A 13,855-nucleotide genomic window follows, 5' to 3' on the forward strand; every position below is an offset into this window, starting at 1 on the left:
GGGCTTTTCGGAACAATAACGCCATTCCTTGCCAGATGTTGAGTTAAAGTGTGTCAGTGGAGCCAGCAAATGAGACTGAGTCGCCGCCCGCTTCGCCTTGCGCAGGAACACCCGAAAATCACCACACCTGGGCGACTTCGTTACCAGCCATGCGGTGCCGAACCGGGCGACAGCGAGACCCGCTCTGCCTATGTGCGTTCAGGGCCTGACGCTGGCGGTTCAGTACGTCCCTTTGAAGCGGTGGTCGGATCGTTTTTGCCGGACGGGGTGCAGCGGGATCTGTAGACCACCCGATTGTTCGAGCCAGTTGAACACCTGATTGCGCAGGTTTTTGGCAATCTCCTGATGCTGCGGACTGCGGATGAGGTTGTTTACTTCCTGTGGATCGGTTTGCAGGTCGTAGAGTTCGTTGGCATCCCACACGCCGTGGTTGAAAATGTATTTGTAGCGATCTGTCCGCACGCCAAACATGGTGGGTGTCTGCGGAAAATCGGCTTCCCAGTAATACTCGTAAAACGCCTGTTCGCGCCAGGGAATGGATTTGCCCTGCAACAGCGGCAGAAATGAATTGCCCTGCATCTGTGCGGGCTTGGGCAGACCGGCGTAGGCCAGCAGGGTAGGGGCAATGTCGACGTTCTGCACCACCTGCTCCAGGGTAGTGCCGCCCTTCGTGAGCGCCGGGCAGTGCACCAGCAGCGGCACCCGCATCGACTCTTCATACATGTGCCGCTTGTCGATCAGCCCGCGCTCGCCGAAACTGAAGCCATTGTCGCCCATGTAAACGACGAGCGTGTTGTCGAGCTGCCCGTTGTCTTCCAGCCACTTCAGCACCCGCCCCACGCTGTCATCCACGCCCATGAGCGTTTCGCAATATTGGCGGTAGAAATCGTTGAAACCGATCTGTCCGTGATACATGTAGTCGACGCCGTGCCAGCTGTATCGCTGCTGCTTCACCCAGTTGGGCATGTCGGCCAGGTTGGCTTTTGGCGCAGCGGTTTCAGGGTTGCGGCCTGTTTGCCCGTTCCCGGCCAGCGCCGGCCAGTTTTTGCTGCTGTCGGTAGCGGTCAGGAACATGCTTTGCGGGTAATTGATGGGCATGTTGCGGTACATACCCCGATGCCGCCTGGCGGGCTGAAACTCGGCATGAACGGCTTTGTGCGAGAGGTACAGGCAGAACGGCTTACTTGTAGGCTGCGTTTTGAGCCAGTTCAGCGCATAGTCGGTGAGCAGGTCGGTGGTATAGCTGCTGTCGGTATAGCTCACCTGCTTGCCATTGACGTTGAGCGTGGGGTTATAGTACACGCCCTGCCCCCGGAAACTCACCCAGTGGTTGAACCCCGGCTGAGGGGCGTCGTCGGCATCGCCCATGTGCCATTTGCCCAGAAAAGCCGTTTGGTAGCCTGCCTGCTGCAAATACTGCGGGAAGAATTTGAGCCCTTTCTGAAGCGGCGCAAAATTGTCGACCACCCGGTGCGTATGCGCATACTGCCCCGACAGAATGCTGGCGCGGCTGGGCGAACACAGGGCCGTGCTGACAAACGCATTTCGCACATGAACGCCATTGCGCGCCAGCCGGTCGAGGTTAGGCGTTTTTAGCCCGGCCACTTTGCCGGTAAAGCCCATAAAGTCGTACCGATGATCGTCGGACAGAATGAAGATGATGTTTTTGGGTTTGGCAGCCTTGTTCCGGGTCGGGGGCGTGGGTTTGAACGCCACGAGTAAGGCTAGTGTCAGCAGGAAACCCAAGGTAGCGAATGACGTTTTCATCGAAAATTCAGCGAAAAGGTTAGTCGAGGTTATTGGCGGGTAAGGTAAACACCATAAGTCCGGCGATGAGCAGCGGGGCCGAAAAAAGCGCCATGAGCGCAGGTTTGCTGAGCGAGGCGTCAGACAGCACCCCGAAAAGTCCCGGCCCCAGGATCGCCCCAAACCGCCCGACACCTACCGCCAGCCCGATGCCCGTGGTGCGGACAGTGGCTGGGTAGACGCGGGTGATGGCCGGGTAAAAGCCATTGAAGCCGCCCTGCACGAAGAAGCCGATGCCGAACGTCAGTAAAAACATCAACACGGGCGTGAGCGAGAGGCTGCCGTAGGCCATCATTACTCCGAAGGCAATCAGCAGAAAAAGCGGGATCAGTACCCGCAGCCTGTACCGCCCGGCCAGCAGTCCAATGGTCAGGCTGCCCACAAACGCGCCTAGGTTAAGCGACGTACCCACGTAGGTGGCCAGCACAAACGGCATACCGGCGTCGTGGGCCAGCGTGGGCACCCAGCTCATCACCGTGTAGAGTGTCACCATCCCGAAAAAGACACCGATCCACAAACGAATGGTAGCGTTTCGGTACTGTGGGCTAACCAGGTTGGCAATGGGTACGTTGGCCGATTGGGTAGTTGGCGGTGGGAGTCGTGCGATGATGGGTTGCCCCATGCGAATCAGGAGGGCGTTGATTGTTTGAAGGGCATTGGCCGGCTGACGACCCAGCAGGTAGGCGAGCGATTCGGGCATAAACAGACTGATAAAGACCAGCATGACTGCCGAAACTAGCCCCGCTGCCAGGTAGGCCACCCGCCACCCAAAAAGCGGCACGGCCCAGGCCGTGAAGAAACCCGCCAGGATAGCCCCAATGGGCCAGCCTGCCTGCACAAGCCCAACCGCAAAGTCGCGCCGTTTTTCGTTGGCAAATTCGGCGGCCACTGCGGCCAGCGACGGTAAAATGCAGCCGATGCCCAGCCCGGTGATAAACCGGCAGGCGAGCAGTTGCCAATAAACCGCCACAACCGAGGCAAGCAACATCCCGGTCGTAATCAGGCTTAGGGCGAGTATAAACATGCGCCGACGCCCGACTTTGTCGCCGAAGGGCGCCAACACAAAGCACCCCAAGGTCATGCCCGCCAGCCCCGCACTGAACACGTACCCAAGCTCGCTTTTCGACAGCCCCCATTCGCGAATGATCTCCGAACCGGTAAACGAAACGACCAGTACGTCGATGCCATCGTTCATGTTCAGCACAAAGCAAATGCCCACCATCAGGATCTGAAACAGGCTCATCGGCTGGGCATCGAGCCGCGCTTTAGGGTCGACGAGAGGCTCGTTTGAATCGATTTCGGTTGTCATGGATCGTTACGGGAAATGAAGGCTTTGGATAGTGTTGCTGCCTGTTAAAAGGTAATCAGAATTTTACTCGCTTCACCCTGTGCGGCTGTTTCCAGCGCGGCCTGCAAGTCGTCGAGCGGCGTTCGTTCCGAAATGATAAAGCCGGGCCGGATGATGCCCGCCGCCATCAGCTGGAGCGTGCGCCGGAAATCGGTTGGGTGGTCATAGATGATCGACGGGATTATGTGAATGCCTTCGCGGGCTATTTTTAAGGGGGTGAATGACGCCGGATGACCCGACAGCCCGACCAGCACAATCTCAGCGCCACGGGGAGCCGCAGCCGTCGCCAGTGAAGCCGTGACCGCCGCGCCCGCACACTCGAAGACCGCACAGACGTCGTTGGCCAGCCAGTTGCCAGCCAGTACCTGCTCCTGCTCAGTTAGCGTCCCCGATCCGCCCACCGCCAAGGCTCCCATCGATTCGGCCAACCCTAGTTTCGTCGGGCTGATTTCGGTTACCAGTACCCGGTAACCCAGCGCCAGCGCCAGGTGAGTAAGCAACAAACCAATCGCGCCCAACCCAAGCACGGCGATGGTATCGCCCGGTTTGGCACTCGACGCCAGCAGGGCATGGAGCGCCACCGCCATCGGTTCAACCGCTACGGCATCGTCGTCGGAAATGGACGCCGGCACCGCCCAGCCGTAGTCGGCTGGTATGATCACGTAATCGGCGAAACAGCCCGCTTCGTTCTGGCCGATGATCCGTTTGTTGGGACAGATGGTGCTCCGGCCCGACCAGCAATAGCGGCATTGACGGCACGGAATGTTGGGCTCAATGACGACCCGTTCGCCAATCGTACGACTCGTTACATTCGCCCCGATTTTGTCGATGACGCCCAGCCCCTCATGCCCCAGAACAGTAGGCCGGGGTAATGGGCGATGGCCCAGAAATAAATGGACGTCGGATCCGCATATCCCCGTTTGCTTCAGCTTGACCCGTAGCTCGCCCACGCCCGGCTCGGGGATGGGCAGGTCGCGCAACTGAATGCGGTTGGGGGCGTCGAGGAAAGCCGCTTTCATGGTACAAAAGAATGGGGTCGATTACTGTCGTTGGCGCTGTTGCTGGAAGAACGTGAGCGCTTCCTCATGCACGTCGATATCGTTGGGGTAATCGTGCTTTCCGCCGTTCACTTTTAGCAGCACCACATCGGGTTTGCCCTTGGCCCGGTACGTAAAACGCTCGATGGTTTTGCCGTCGGCGGGGTCGCGGTCAGGTACGTTGTCGTGAGTGGGTTTGCCGTTGTAGCGTGCCAAATCAGCCCAATAAGCCAGGGTGCGCTCCGTTGATCGAACCGCGCCCATGTTCATGTTTTTTCCAAGAATGACGGGGCCGCCGTTGTAGGGATTGATGGGGTCTTCGGTGCCGTTGATGATCATGATGGCTACTGGCTTACCTGACGGCACACAGTCCAGATTGTCGTCATCGGGCAGGTTGGCAATGATGGCCGTGACGGCCCGGAACGTACCGGGCATGGTCAAGGCCAGTTTATAAGCCATGTGTCCACCGCCCGACGTACCTACCGCAAAAACGGCCTTCGGGTCGATCTGGTAGCGTTGCTGGAAATAGGCGATCATGCCGGTAAAAAAGGCCTGCTCGTTCACGTCTTCCTTGTTGGCCTGCGCGGGTGACGCTTTCCGGCACTCGTTCCAGTAGCGTTTGTAGCCGTCGGGGTACACCACTAGCGTATTTTCGTTGCCGGCCCGCCGATCCATATTCGTGGCCGATTTCATCATGCCCAGCCCGTCGCCACCCGACCCGTGCATCACGAAAACCAGTAAAGGCTTTGCCAGGGGTTTGGCGGGTTGATTGTAATGGAAAACGCGGTAGTGGCCCTCGATCAGAACGGAATCGGTACGTACCTGAGCGTTGGTGGAAGCAATGGCTACACCAAGCAGCAAAAGCGTAGAGAGGAAATGGAAACGCATGAGTAAATCACCGGTCTGGCCAGTGTTCGTAGGGTTGAGCGGTAAGTTGGCTGGGTTTATAAGTAGACCAGATGGGCCTCCATACTCAGCGTATACCGATAATGCAGTAGATTGGCAGCCATACACCCACGCAATCCCAACCAGCGTTTATGAAGCAAACCCGTTTTTTTTCTGTCATCGTCGCCTGCCTGACGGTCTGTGTCGGTTGGCTGGCAATCAGCGCGCAGACGGGTGCCCCGGCTCCTGCCGTCAGAAAACCGAACGTCGTCCTATTCTTTATGGATGATCTGGGATACGGCGATTTGTCGTGCACAGGCGCCCTAGGTTACCTCACGCCCAACCTGGACCGCATGGCCGCCGAAGGCACCCGGTTTACCAATTTCCTGGCTGCCCAGCCCGTCTGCACGGCCTCGCGGGCTTCGTTGCTGACGGGCTGTTACCCCAATCGAATTGGCATTGCCGGTGCCTACGGACCTACGTCTACCGTTGGGCTGAACCCGGACGAAGAAACCCTGGCCGAACTGCTGAAGGAGCAGGGTTACGCTACCGGCATTTTCGGCAAATGGCACTTGGGCAGTAAACCCGCTTTTCTGCCGCTTCAGCACGGATTCGACGAGTATTTCGGGGTGCCGTATTCACACGACATGTGGCCGCTCCACCCCGATCAGGCGCACGCCAATTACCCGCCGTTGTATCTGATGGAGGGGAACCAGCCAACCAAACAGGTAAAGGATTTGACCGACGCGAGCGAACTCACCACGGCCATCACCGACCGGGCCGTTTCGTTTATCCGTCAGCACCGCAAAGGTGCGTTTTTTCTGTACATCCCGCATCCGCTACCACACGTACCGCTGGCTGCGTCGGCGCGGTTTCGGGGAAAGAGCGGACGCGGATTGTTTGGCGACGTACTGATGGAACTGGACTGGTCGGTTGGGCAGGTAATGCAGGAACTGAAACAGCAGGGACTCGACAAAAACACGCTCGTGCTCTTCATCAGCGACAACGGCCCCTGGCTCAACTACGGCGATCATGCCGGGTCGGCGGGCGGGCTGCGCGAAGGCAAGGGGACTACCTACGAAGGTGGCAACCGGGTGCCTTGCCTTGTGCGTTGGCCGGGCGTGGTACCGGCGGGCCGGGTGAGCAATAAATTGCTGACGACGATGGACGTGCTGCCCACGGTGGCCAAACTGTGCGGTGCCCGTCAGCCTAAACGCCCCATCGATGGGGTCGACTGGACGGCCCTGCTGAAAGGCGACGATACCCAGATTCCCCGCGACCGGTTTTATTATTACTACCGGAAAAACAACCTCGAAGCGGTGCGGAAAGGCGACTGGAAACTGGTGTTTGCCCATCCGGGACGTACCTACGAAGGCTTCCCGATGGGACGCAATGGACAGCCGGGGCCCAGCACGGAAAACTTCAATTTTCCGATGGCCCTCTACGACCTGGTGCATGACCCCGGCGAGCGGTACGACGTACAGGCGCAGCACCCCGATATTGTTCAATCCCTGCAAAAACTGGCCGACGAAGCGCGCGCCGATATGGGCGATGATCTGCAACAGCGGCAGGGGGCCAATAACCGCCCCGTCGGCCGAGTAACTCAATAGCTGTCCGATACGCTTACCTTATGAAACGTATTCTGCTCATACTCATCGGTCTTCTGACGGGGCTGGCCCTTGTCTATGCGCTTGGGCCACGATACCGGTTCGACGCTGTGAAGCGCGAAGCCGTCAAACTGGCCGAAACCGCAAACCCGTCCGACCTGGCCAGGCTGGAACGGCTGATTGCGGAGTCGGAAAGGCAAGCCGGGCTGAAACCCGACAACGAGGCGCGGATTGTGTGGGCCGATAGTGCGCGCAAGCAGAAAACGCCCTACAGCATCGTGTATATTCCCGGTTTCGGGGCCAGTTGGGCCGAGGGCGACCCGGTGCATACGCAACTGGCCCGCCGGTTTGGCTGTAACCTGTATCTGGCCCGCCCCGCCGAGCACGGCCTGCGCTCGCCCGACGCCATGCGGGACCTGACACCCGCCAGGTACGTTGCCTCGGCCGAACGGGCATTGGCTATCGGGCAGGCGCTGGGCGACAGGGTGATCCTCGTAGGTACGTCGGCGGGCGGGATGCTGTCGCTTTGTCTGGCGGCCGAACACCCCGAACTGGCGGCGGTCGTGCTGTATTCGCCCTGCATTGAGGTGGCCAACCCGGCCCTCGCGTTGACGACCGGGCCCTGGGGCCAACAGATTCTGAACACGGTGATGCCCGACGAACACGTTACCGTTACCCATTACAAACCCGATCGCGCCCGCTACTGGCTCACCCGCTACCATACCAACGGGCTGCTTACGCTGCAAACCATGCTGGACACCTACATGACGCCCGAGTTATTCGCGCGGGTAAAGCAGCCGCTTTTTATGGGCTATTATTACAAAGACGAGGCTAATCAGGACAAAACGGTATCGGTAGCCGCCATGCGCGCCATGTTCGATCAGCTGGGTACGTTGCCTAATCAGAAACAGCAGGTAGCTTTCCCAAAGGCGGGCGAACACGTCATTGCCTCGCACTTTACCTCGGGCGATCTGGACGGTGTTTACCGGGCGACGGAGCAGTTTCTCCGCGAAAAAGTAGGGTTGAAACCCACCGAATAGGCTTATTTTTGCACCGTTATTTCGTTTTTAGTTTGCGGGTTTTGATCGTCAACTTCCTAATTGTTAGGTAGATGGCCTGTTTAAGTCGTGAACTGCAAACTGCAAACCTCAAACTGCAAACTCTTTTTTTGAATGGCTTACGGATTACTGAATGGAAAGCGCGGCATCATTTCGGGTGCCTTAAATGAGCAATCAATCGCCTGGAAAGTGGCGTTGAAGGCGAAAGAGGAAGGGGCATCGTTTGTGCTGACCAACGCACCCATCGCCATGCGCATGGGCGAGATTAACCGCCTGGCCGAGCAATGCAGCGCCGAGATCATCCCCGCCGACGCCACCTCGGTTGAAGACCTCGAAAAGCTCTTCACGCAGTCGCAGGAAGTGCTGGGGGGGAAGATCGACTTCGTGCTGCATAGCATCGGCATGAGCCCCAACATCCGCAAAGGCCGCGCCTATACCGACCTCAACTACGAGTGGTTCAAGCAAAGCCTCGACGTGTCGGCCCTGTCGCTGCACAAGATGTTGCAGGTTGCCTACAAGCAGGATGCTATCGCCGAGTGGGGTTCCGTGGTAGCGCTTACCTACATGGCGGCGCAACGGACGTTCCCGTTCTACACCGATATGGCCGAGGCTAAGGCGATGCTCGAATCGATCACGCGCAGCTTCGGTTACCACTACGGTAAATTCCGCAAAGTGCGGGTTAACACCGTATCGCAGTCGCCCACGGTGACCACGGCCGGTAGTGGCATTGGCGGGTTCGATAAATTCTACGGATTTGCCGACAAGATTGCGCCGCTGGGCAACGCCTCGGCCGATCAGTGCGCCGACTACTGCCTCACGCTCTTCTCGGATTTCACGCGGATGGTGACGATGCAGAACCTCTTCCACGACGGTGGCTTCGTCTCAACCGGCGTCTCGCAGGAAGTGATGGAGAGTTTGTAAGAGAGAATGTACAATGCACGATGTATAATGTACAATGTGTGTGATAGCCAGATAAGTTGCTTACTCACTGGCGAGCCATTGTACATTATACATCGTGCATTGTACATTCCTCTTTACTCACTAACCACCTTTACCCGGCTGTTACCGTCGTTGCCTTTTTCGACTTGAATCTGCACGGAAATCCGCTCCTTGATTTCGTGCCGGTGCGAAATAATACCAACCGTTTTCTGGCTGTCCTGCTGTAGCTTTTCCAGCATCACGATGGCCGTATCCAGCGCGTCGGGATCGAGTGTGCCGAAGCCTTCGTCGATAAACAGGCTGTCGATCTGCACATTGCGCGACGCCAGGTCAGACAACCCCAGCGCCAGCGCCAGGCTCAGCGTAAACGTCTCGCCACCCGAGAGGCTGGTAATCGTGCGCTCAGCCTGTCCCTGATACAGATCCACCACAAACAGATCGTCCTGATCGTCGCGCGGCGGCAGGAGCAAGTAGCGGTCGGTGAGGTCGGTGAGGCGCCGGTTGGCCAGCCCGATCAGCTGCGAAAGCGTCAGGCTCTGCGCAAACTTGCTGAACGAGTCGCCCGTGGCGCTGCCAATCAACTTTTTCAATTCACGCCAGGGGACAATGGCCGCTTCCAGTTGGGCCAGTTCACTTATCCCTTTCTGATGCGCCTGTAGGCTCTTGCGGTTAGCGTCCAGTTCACCCCGGGCGTGCCCCGATGCCGACAGCACCTTTTGCTGTTCGCGGCGCAGTGTATCCAGTTCACGACGCACCTCGCCGAGGGGTAGCTCAGTTTTGCGGTTTTTCTGGGCATCGGCGAGGCGGCGCTGTTCGTCAGTGGTGCGTTGGTCCAGTTCGATGCGTTCGCGGTCGAGGGCTTCCTGCTGGGTACGTAGTTTCTGCACTGTCGGCGTGTCCAGCAACAACGCCCGCGCGGCGGTGGCATCGGCCAGTCCTCGTTTCTTGAAGAGTGGCTTCAAAGTTGTCAGGATGCGGCGCTCATCGGCCAGAGCAGCCCGTTCGTCGGCATCGGCTTTCTGGAGTAATTCGGTTTGTGTGCCCATGCGACTTTGCAAGTCGGTGGTTGTGCGTAGCAGGGTATTGGCCCGTTGTGCCCAATCGTCGCCTGCATACAGCTCGTTTCGCTCGATCAACAACGCCTCCAATTTTTGCTGACTCCGTTGAAGGTCGGTCAACTGGGTCGTCAGCGTTGTGAGTAGGCGGTGTTGCTCCCAGGCGTTGCGCAGGGTGTGGAGCCGCGTCTGGGTCTGAGCCAGTTCGTGCTGTTCGGCCCGCATCAGCGCCGGACCCATGTCGGCGTCGATCTGATTGGCTACGCGAAGCCCATCGATATAATCGCGCTTTTCGCGGTAGAGACTACGCAATTCGGCCTGGGTACGTTCCGCCTCCTGTACTTTTGCCGTCAGGCTAAGCTGGGCGTCGGCCAGCGTTCGGGCGGCAGCTTTAGCTTGTTTTTCGTCGTCTTTAGCCAACAGCAGCGCCGCGGCTAGAGTCCCCAACTGGTTGACGTAATGGGTGGCATACGGATGCTCCCGCGACCCACAGAGGGGGCAGGGCTCGTCGGCAATCAGGCCCTCGCGCAGTTGCGTCAGGTCGGCTTCCTGACTAAACCGGCGTTGGTCGGCTTCGATCCGTTGCACCGCCTCCTGCGCGGCCCGTTCGCGTTCCAGCGCCGCCAGTAAAAGCGGTTCATTCTCGGCAAACTGCTGTTTGAACTTCGTAATGGGTTCGGCAAGCTGCTGCCCCTCCAGAATCCGTTTCTGCTGTTCTTCTTCCAACAGCGCCAGTTCGCCCAATACCTGCTGCCGAACCGTGAGCTGATCGAGGCGTTGGTCGAGGGTAGCGGGCGTTACGTCTGGGTACGTTAGCTGCAAGGTGTCGATCTGCTGCGTCACCGTCCGCTGCTGGGCGGCCAGCGTTTCCACGGCCTCGTCGACCTGGTTGGGCGAGAAGGCCGGTACGTTGAAATGGGCCGGCGCATTGGCCAACTGCTGCCGGATGGCCTGCGTCAGTGGCGCGGCTACGTTTTGCTCGGCTACGATCCGGTCCTGCATCGCCTTCAGCCGATCGCGAAAGGCTTCGATGGCGGGCCCGACGGTTGTTTCGGTCAATTTCGAGGTACCAGTGAACCGGGTAACTTCGACCAGCAGCGCCTCAAACTGATCGGTCAGGCAGTTCAGTTCGGTGGTACTATCGGCCTGATCCTGCCGGGCTTTGCGCAGGGTACGTTCGCTGCCGGCCAATTCGGTGAGCAAGCCAGCAAGGGGCGTAACCTCGTCGTGCTGCCGGAGCCGTTCGCGTTCATCGGCAAAAGCCGTTTGTTTTTCGGTCAGTTTTTCCTGGGTACGTGCTGCTTTGGCTAGTTCGTTTTCGGCCTGTTCGGCGGCTTCGGCCCATTTCTTTTCGGCATCGAAGGTTTTTATCGCCTTCGCCAGTTCGTCGAGGCGTTCGTCGGCCTGCGTAAGTTGCTCGGTCAGCTCGGCCAGTCGTTCGTCGCTCAGCATCCGGATGCCCGCAATCGACTGTTTCTTGTGGCTGATCTGCTCCTCCAGGAATTTATGGTGCTCAAACGCCTTACGGCTCAACTGCCGGTAGATTTCGGTGCCGGTGATTTTCTCCAGCATCTTACTCCGTTCGGCCGCTTTGGCTTTCAGGAACTGATCGAAAGCCCCCTGCGCCAGCACGATCGACTTCACAAACTGCTCGTAGGAAAGACCAATCAGCTCTTCGTTTTTCTTCGGGAAATCGCGCAGGTCTTTGATGGGAAACAGTACACCCTCCGGTTTGTCGTCGGCGAGCCGGGCCACTTCCATCTCGTAGTTGTTCCAGTTGTTGTTCCGGTTTTTCCGAATCGACCATCGCGACCGATACCGGTGCCCACCCACTTCATATTCTACTTCGGCATAAGCGGCGGCGTTGGGCTCGGCGGCGGCCTGCCGGTTTACGATCAAGCCTTCCTCGACAATGTTGGCCGACGAGATTGGGCCGCCCACACGCGGAAGCCGGTTATACAGCGCCAGCGTCATCACGTCGAGCAGCGTTGATTTGCCCGCGCCCGTTGGCCCCGAAATCACAAAAAGGCCCGTTTCGCCGAGCACGCCACTAGCAAACGCGATAGGGGGGTGCTCGCCATAAAACGAGTTGATATTCCTGAATCGAATCTGTCGGATTTTCATACTATATATATAGCGCAGCCAAACGCGCCTGTGCCGTTACCGGCTTATCAACGATGTCGCTGCCGCAGCGGGCTGTTCGGTCACCATCTTATAGAGTTGTTCGTAGGCTTCGAGCAACTGGGTACGTTCGTCACCGGCTACCTCGCTCAGCGTAAGCCGGTGTTCAAACACTTCGGTATGCGTCAGGTCGACCAGGTGCGTTTCGGCCGCAAACAGATTGGCCAGACTCTTGCGCTTGTTGCGGAACAGCAGGCGGGTTTTAGCGAGGATAAAGGGCGCATCGCGGTAATCGCGTTGCAACTGGTCAAAGTGCATCCGTGTCGTGAGGCTTTCATTATCTTCCTCCACCAGCACTTCCACCAGCGCCGGGAGCGGATGTGTGCTCGTCAGCGTGTTCAGTTTCTCGTGCACCTCATCCAACGTACCTGACACATGTCGTAGCGCCCGCGCTTGTGGCACCGGTACGGATTCGATCGTAGTGACTCGTCCGTTGTCGAGCGTAATGGCCAGCAATTGATGCGCCTGATCGCGCTCGCCAAAACTAAGCGGAATCGGCGAACCGCTATACCGGACCGTATCGCTGCTGCCCACACGCTGTGGCATATGGATATGTCCCAGCGCTACATAGTCGAACCCTGCCGGAAAGTGTTCCGACGAAAAGGCTGCCTGCCCACCAATGGCGTGAATCTCGCGTTCGCTTTCCGAAATCGCAGCCCCGTTTACATAAAGGTGCCCCATCGCCAGCACAGGTACGTTGCTGAAAGTTTGGGCGCAATAGTCGGCCGTGCGCTCATAGTGGTTGCGGATGCCCATGCGCAGCGCCTCCACGCGATCCTCGTAGGTTTGCCCGGAGATCGACTGCCGCAGATCGGCATCGCGCAGGTAGGGAACTGCTGCTACGACCAGATCGGTGGAACCGTTGGCTAGCCGAATCACTTCATCAGCGCAGTCGGCGGTGGTGCAACCTACTACATGTATATTCAGATGGTGCAGCAGTTTGCGGGGGGCGTTGAGTTTAGTGGCCGAATCGTGGTTGCCGCCCGTGATGATGATCGTAACCGGGAGCGGGAGCATCCGGGTCAGGAACTGGTAATACAACTGCATCGACCCGTCGTTTGGGTTGGTTGTATCAAACACGTCGCCGGATAGAAGCAACACATCGGCTTGCCGCTGTTCAACTTCGTTAGCCAGCCAATTCAGGAAATGGGCATGATCTTCGCGAAGGTCCGAACGGTACAATCGTTTCCCCAAATGCCAATCAGCCGTATGTAAAATGGTCATGCGTGAACAAAGCGTCAACTTTGTTTTGTCATATTAGCAAGTTAACAACACAGCGGCTTGTTGAGGTGTCCCAAACGGACGCTTCATCAGCAAGTGTGCCCTTGCTAAAGTACAATTTTATTGGCTAAAAGCCGACATCAGATCGTCGATCAAAAAAGTTTAGCCAATAGATTAGGTGAAAGTCAGTGAGTTGCGGAGTTTTTTGTAAAAAGCCTCCAGTTTTTTCAGAATAGGCCTTGACACGGGCCCATCAACCTACTACTTTTGCAGTCCCAATCAGGAACAACGGCCACGAAGCGAACGCAGAATGGTCGCTTTTACTGAGAAAGCAAAGGGTCAGCACCTCGGAAAAAGTCAAAAATATTTTTTACGAAAAGCTTGACAAACGAAATTTAAAACGTACCTTTGCAAAACCAAATCGGAAAGGGATACCGAAATCGGAAAAAGAGTTACAAAATAACATCCCAGCTAAGTGATTAGCGCCTCGATAAACAATGGTTTATCGATCTGTTCTTTGACCAACTGGCAGCACAATAACAAACGTCTGGCCGACTACGCTTACAGGTTTTCCTGAAGCGGGCAGTCGTCCGCAAAGACACGTCCCGCCTTGGGCGGGACAAACATATTTACGATGGAGAGTTTGATCCTGGCTCAGGATGAACGCTAGCGGCAGGCCTAATACATGCAAGTCGAGCGGGTCGCAAGACCAGCGGCA

General features: G+C 57.6%; 9 protein-coding genes and 1 rRNA gene. 4 read left to right on the top strand and 6 right to left on the bottom strand.

What is annotated here, in order from left to right:
- Positions 1-219: 219 nt before the first annotated feature.
- The 4 genes from ACAW74_RS16315 to ACAW74_RS16330 are packed head-to-tail and all read right to left on the bottom strand — an operon-like array spanning position 220 to position 5,079.
- Entirely contained in the window at positions 220-1,767 is a 1,548-nt protein-coding gene (locus ACAW74_RS16315; RefSeq protein WP_370699271.1) for a sulfatase family protein, read from the bottom strand.
- Between the two features lie 19 nt (positions 1,768-1,786).
- Positions 1,787-3,115, bottom strand: coding sequence for an MFS transporter (locus tag ACAW74_RS16320; RefSeq protein ID WP_370699272.1), 1,329 nt, complete (start codon positions 3,113-3,115; stop codon positions 1,787-1,789).
- Positions 3,116-3,159: 44 nt separating this feature from the next.
- Complete coding sequence (locus ACAW74_RS16325) at positions 3,160-4,173, bottom strand: zinc-dependent alcohol dehydrogenase (RefSeq protein WP_370699273.1); 1,014 nt, start codon at positions 4,171-4,173, stop codon at positions 3,160-3,162.
- Between the two features lie 21 nt (positions 4,174-4,194).
- Complete coding sequence (locus tag ACAW74_RS16330; protein ID WP_370699274.1) at positions 4,195-5,079, bottom strand: CE1 family esterase; 885 nt, start codon at positions 5,077-5,079, stop codon at positions 4,195-4,197.
- 149 nt (positions 5,080-5,228) lie between these two features.
- Between ACAW74_RS16330 and ACAW74_RS16335 the strand changes: the two genes are divergently transcribed.
- The 3 genes from ACAW74_RS16335 to ACAW74_RS16345 all read left to right on the top strand — a co-directional run bounded on the left by ACAW74_RS16335 (position 5,229) and on the right by ACAW74_RS16345 (position 8,662).
- Positions 5,229-6,686 (top strand): sulfatase family protein, encoded by a 1,458-nt coding sequence (locus ACAW74_RS16335; protein WP_370699275.1) that lies wholly within the window; start codon positions 5,229-5,231, stop codon positions 6,684-6,686.
- Between the two features lie 20 nt (positions 6,687-6,706).
- Entirely contained in the window at positions 6,707-7,723 is a 1,017-nt protein-coding gene (locus ACAW74_RS16340) for an alpha/beta hydrolase (RefSeq protein ID WP_370699276.1), read from the top strand.
- 132 nt (positions 7,724-7,855) lie between these two features.
- Positions 7,856-8,662, top strand: a complete 807-nt coding sequence (locus tag ACAW74_RS16345; RefSeq protein WP_370699277.1) for an enoyl-ACP reductase FabI — start codon at positions 7,856-7,858, stop codon at positions 8,660-8,662.
- Between the two features lie 113 nt (positions 8,663-8,775).
- On the opposite strand, the gene ACAW74_RS16350 is transcribed toward ACAW74_RS16345, so the two are convergent.
- Positions 8,776-11,859: an AAA family ATPase gene (locus tag ACAW74_RS16350; protein WP_370699278.1), complete on the bottom strand. Its 3,084-nt coding sequence runs from the start codon at positions 11,857-11,859 to the stop codon at positions 8,776-8,778.
- Between the two features lie 36 nt (positions 11,860-11,895).
- Positions 11,896-13,140 carry an exonuclease SbcCD subunit D C-terminal domain-containing protein gene (locus ACAW74_RS16355; protein ID WP_370699279.1) on the bottom strand — a complete coding sequence of 415 codons (1,245 nt, stop codon included), beginning with the start codon at positions 13,138-13,140 and terminating at the stop codon, positions 11,896-11,898.
- Between the two features lie 628 nt (positions 13,141-13,768).
- Between ACAW74_RS16355 and ACAW74_RS16360 the strand changes: the two genes are divergently transcribed.
- Positions 13,769-13,855, top strand: a 16S ribosomal RNA gene (locus ACAW74_RS16360); the annotation flags it as partial.

It is taken from the genome of Fibrella musci, from assembly GCF_041321105.1.
GTDB lineage: Bacteria > Bacteroidota > Bacteroidia > Cytophagales > Spirosomataceae > Fibrella > Fibrella musci.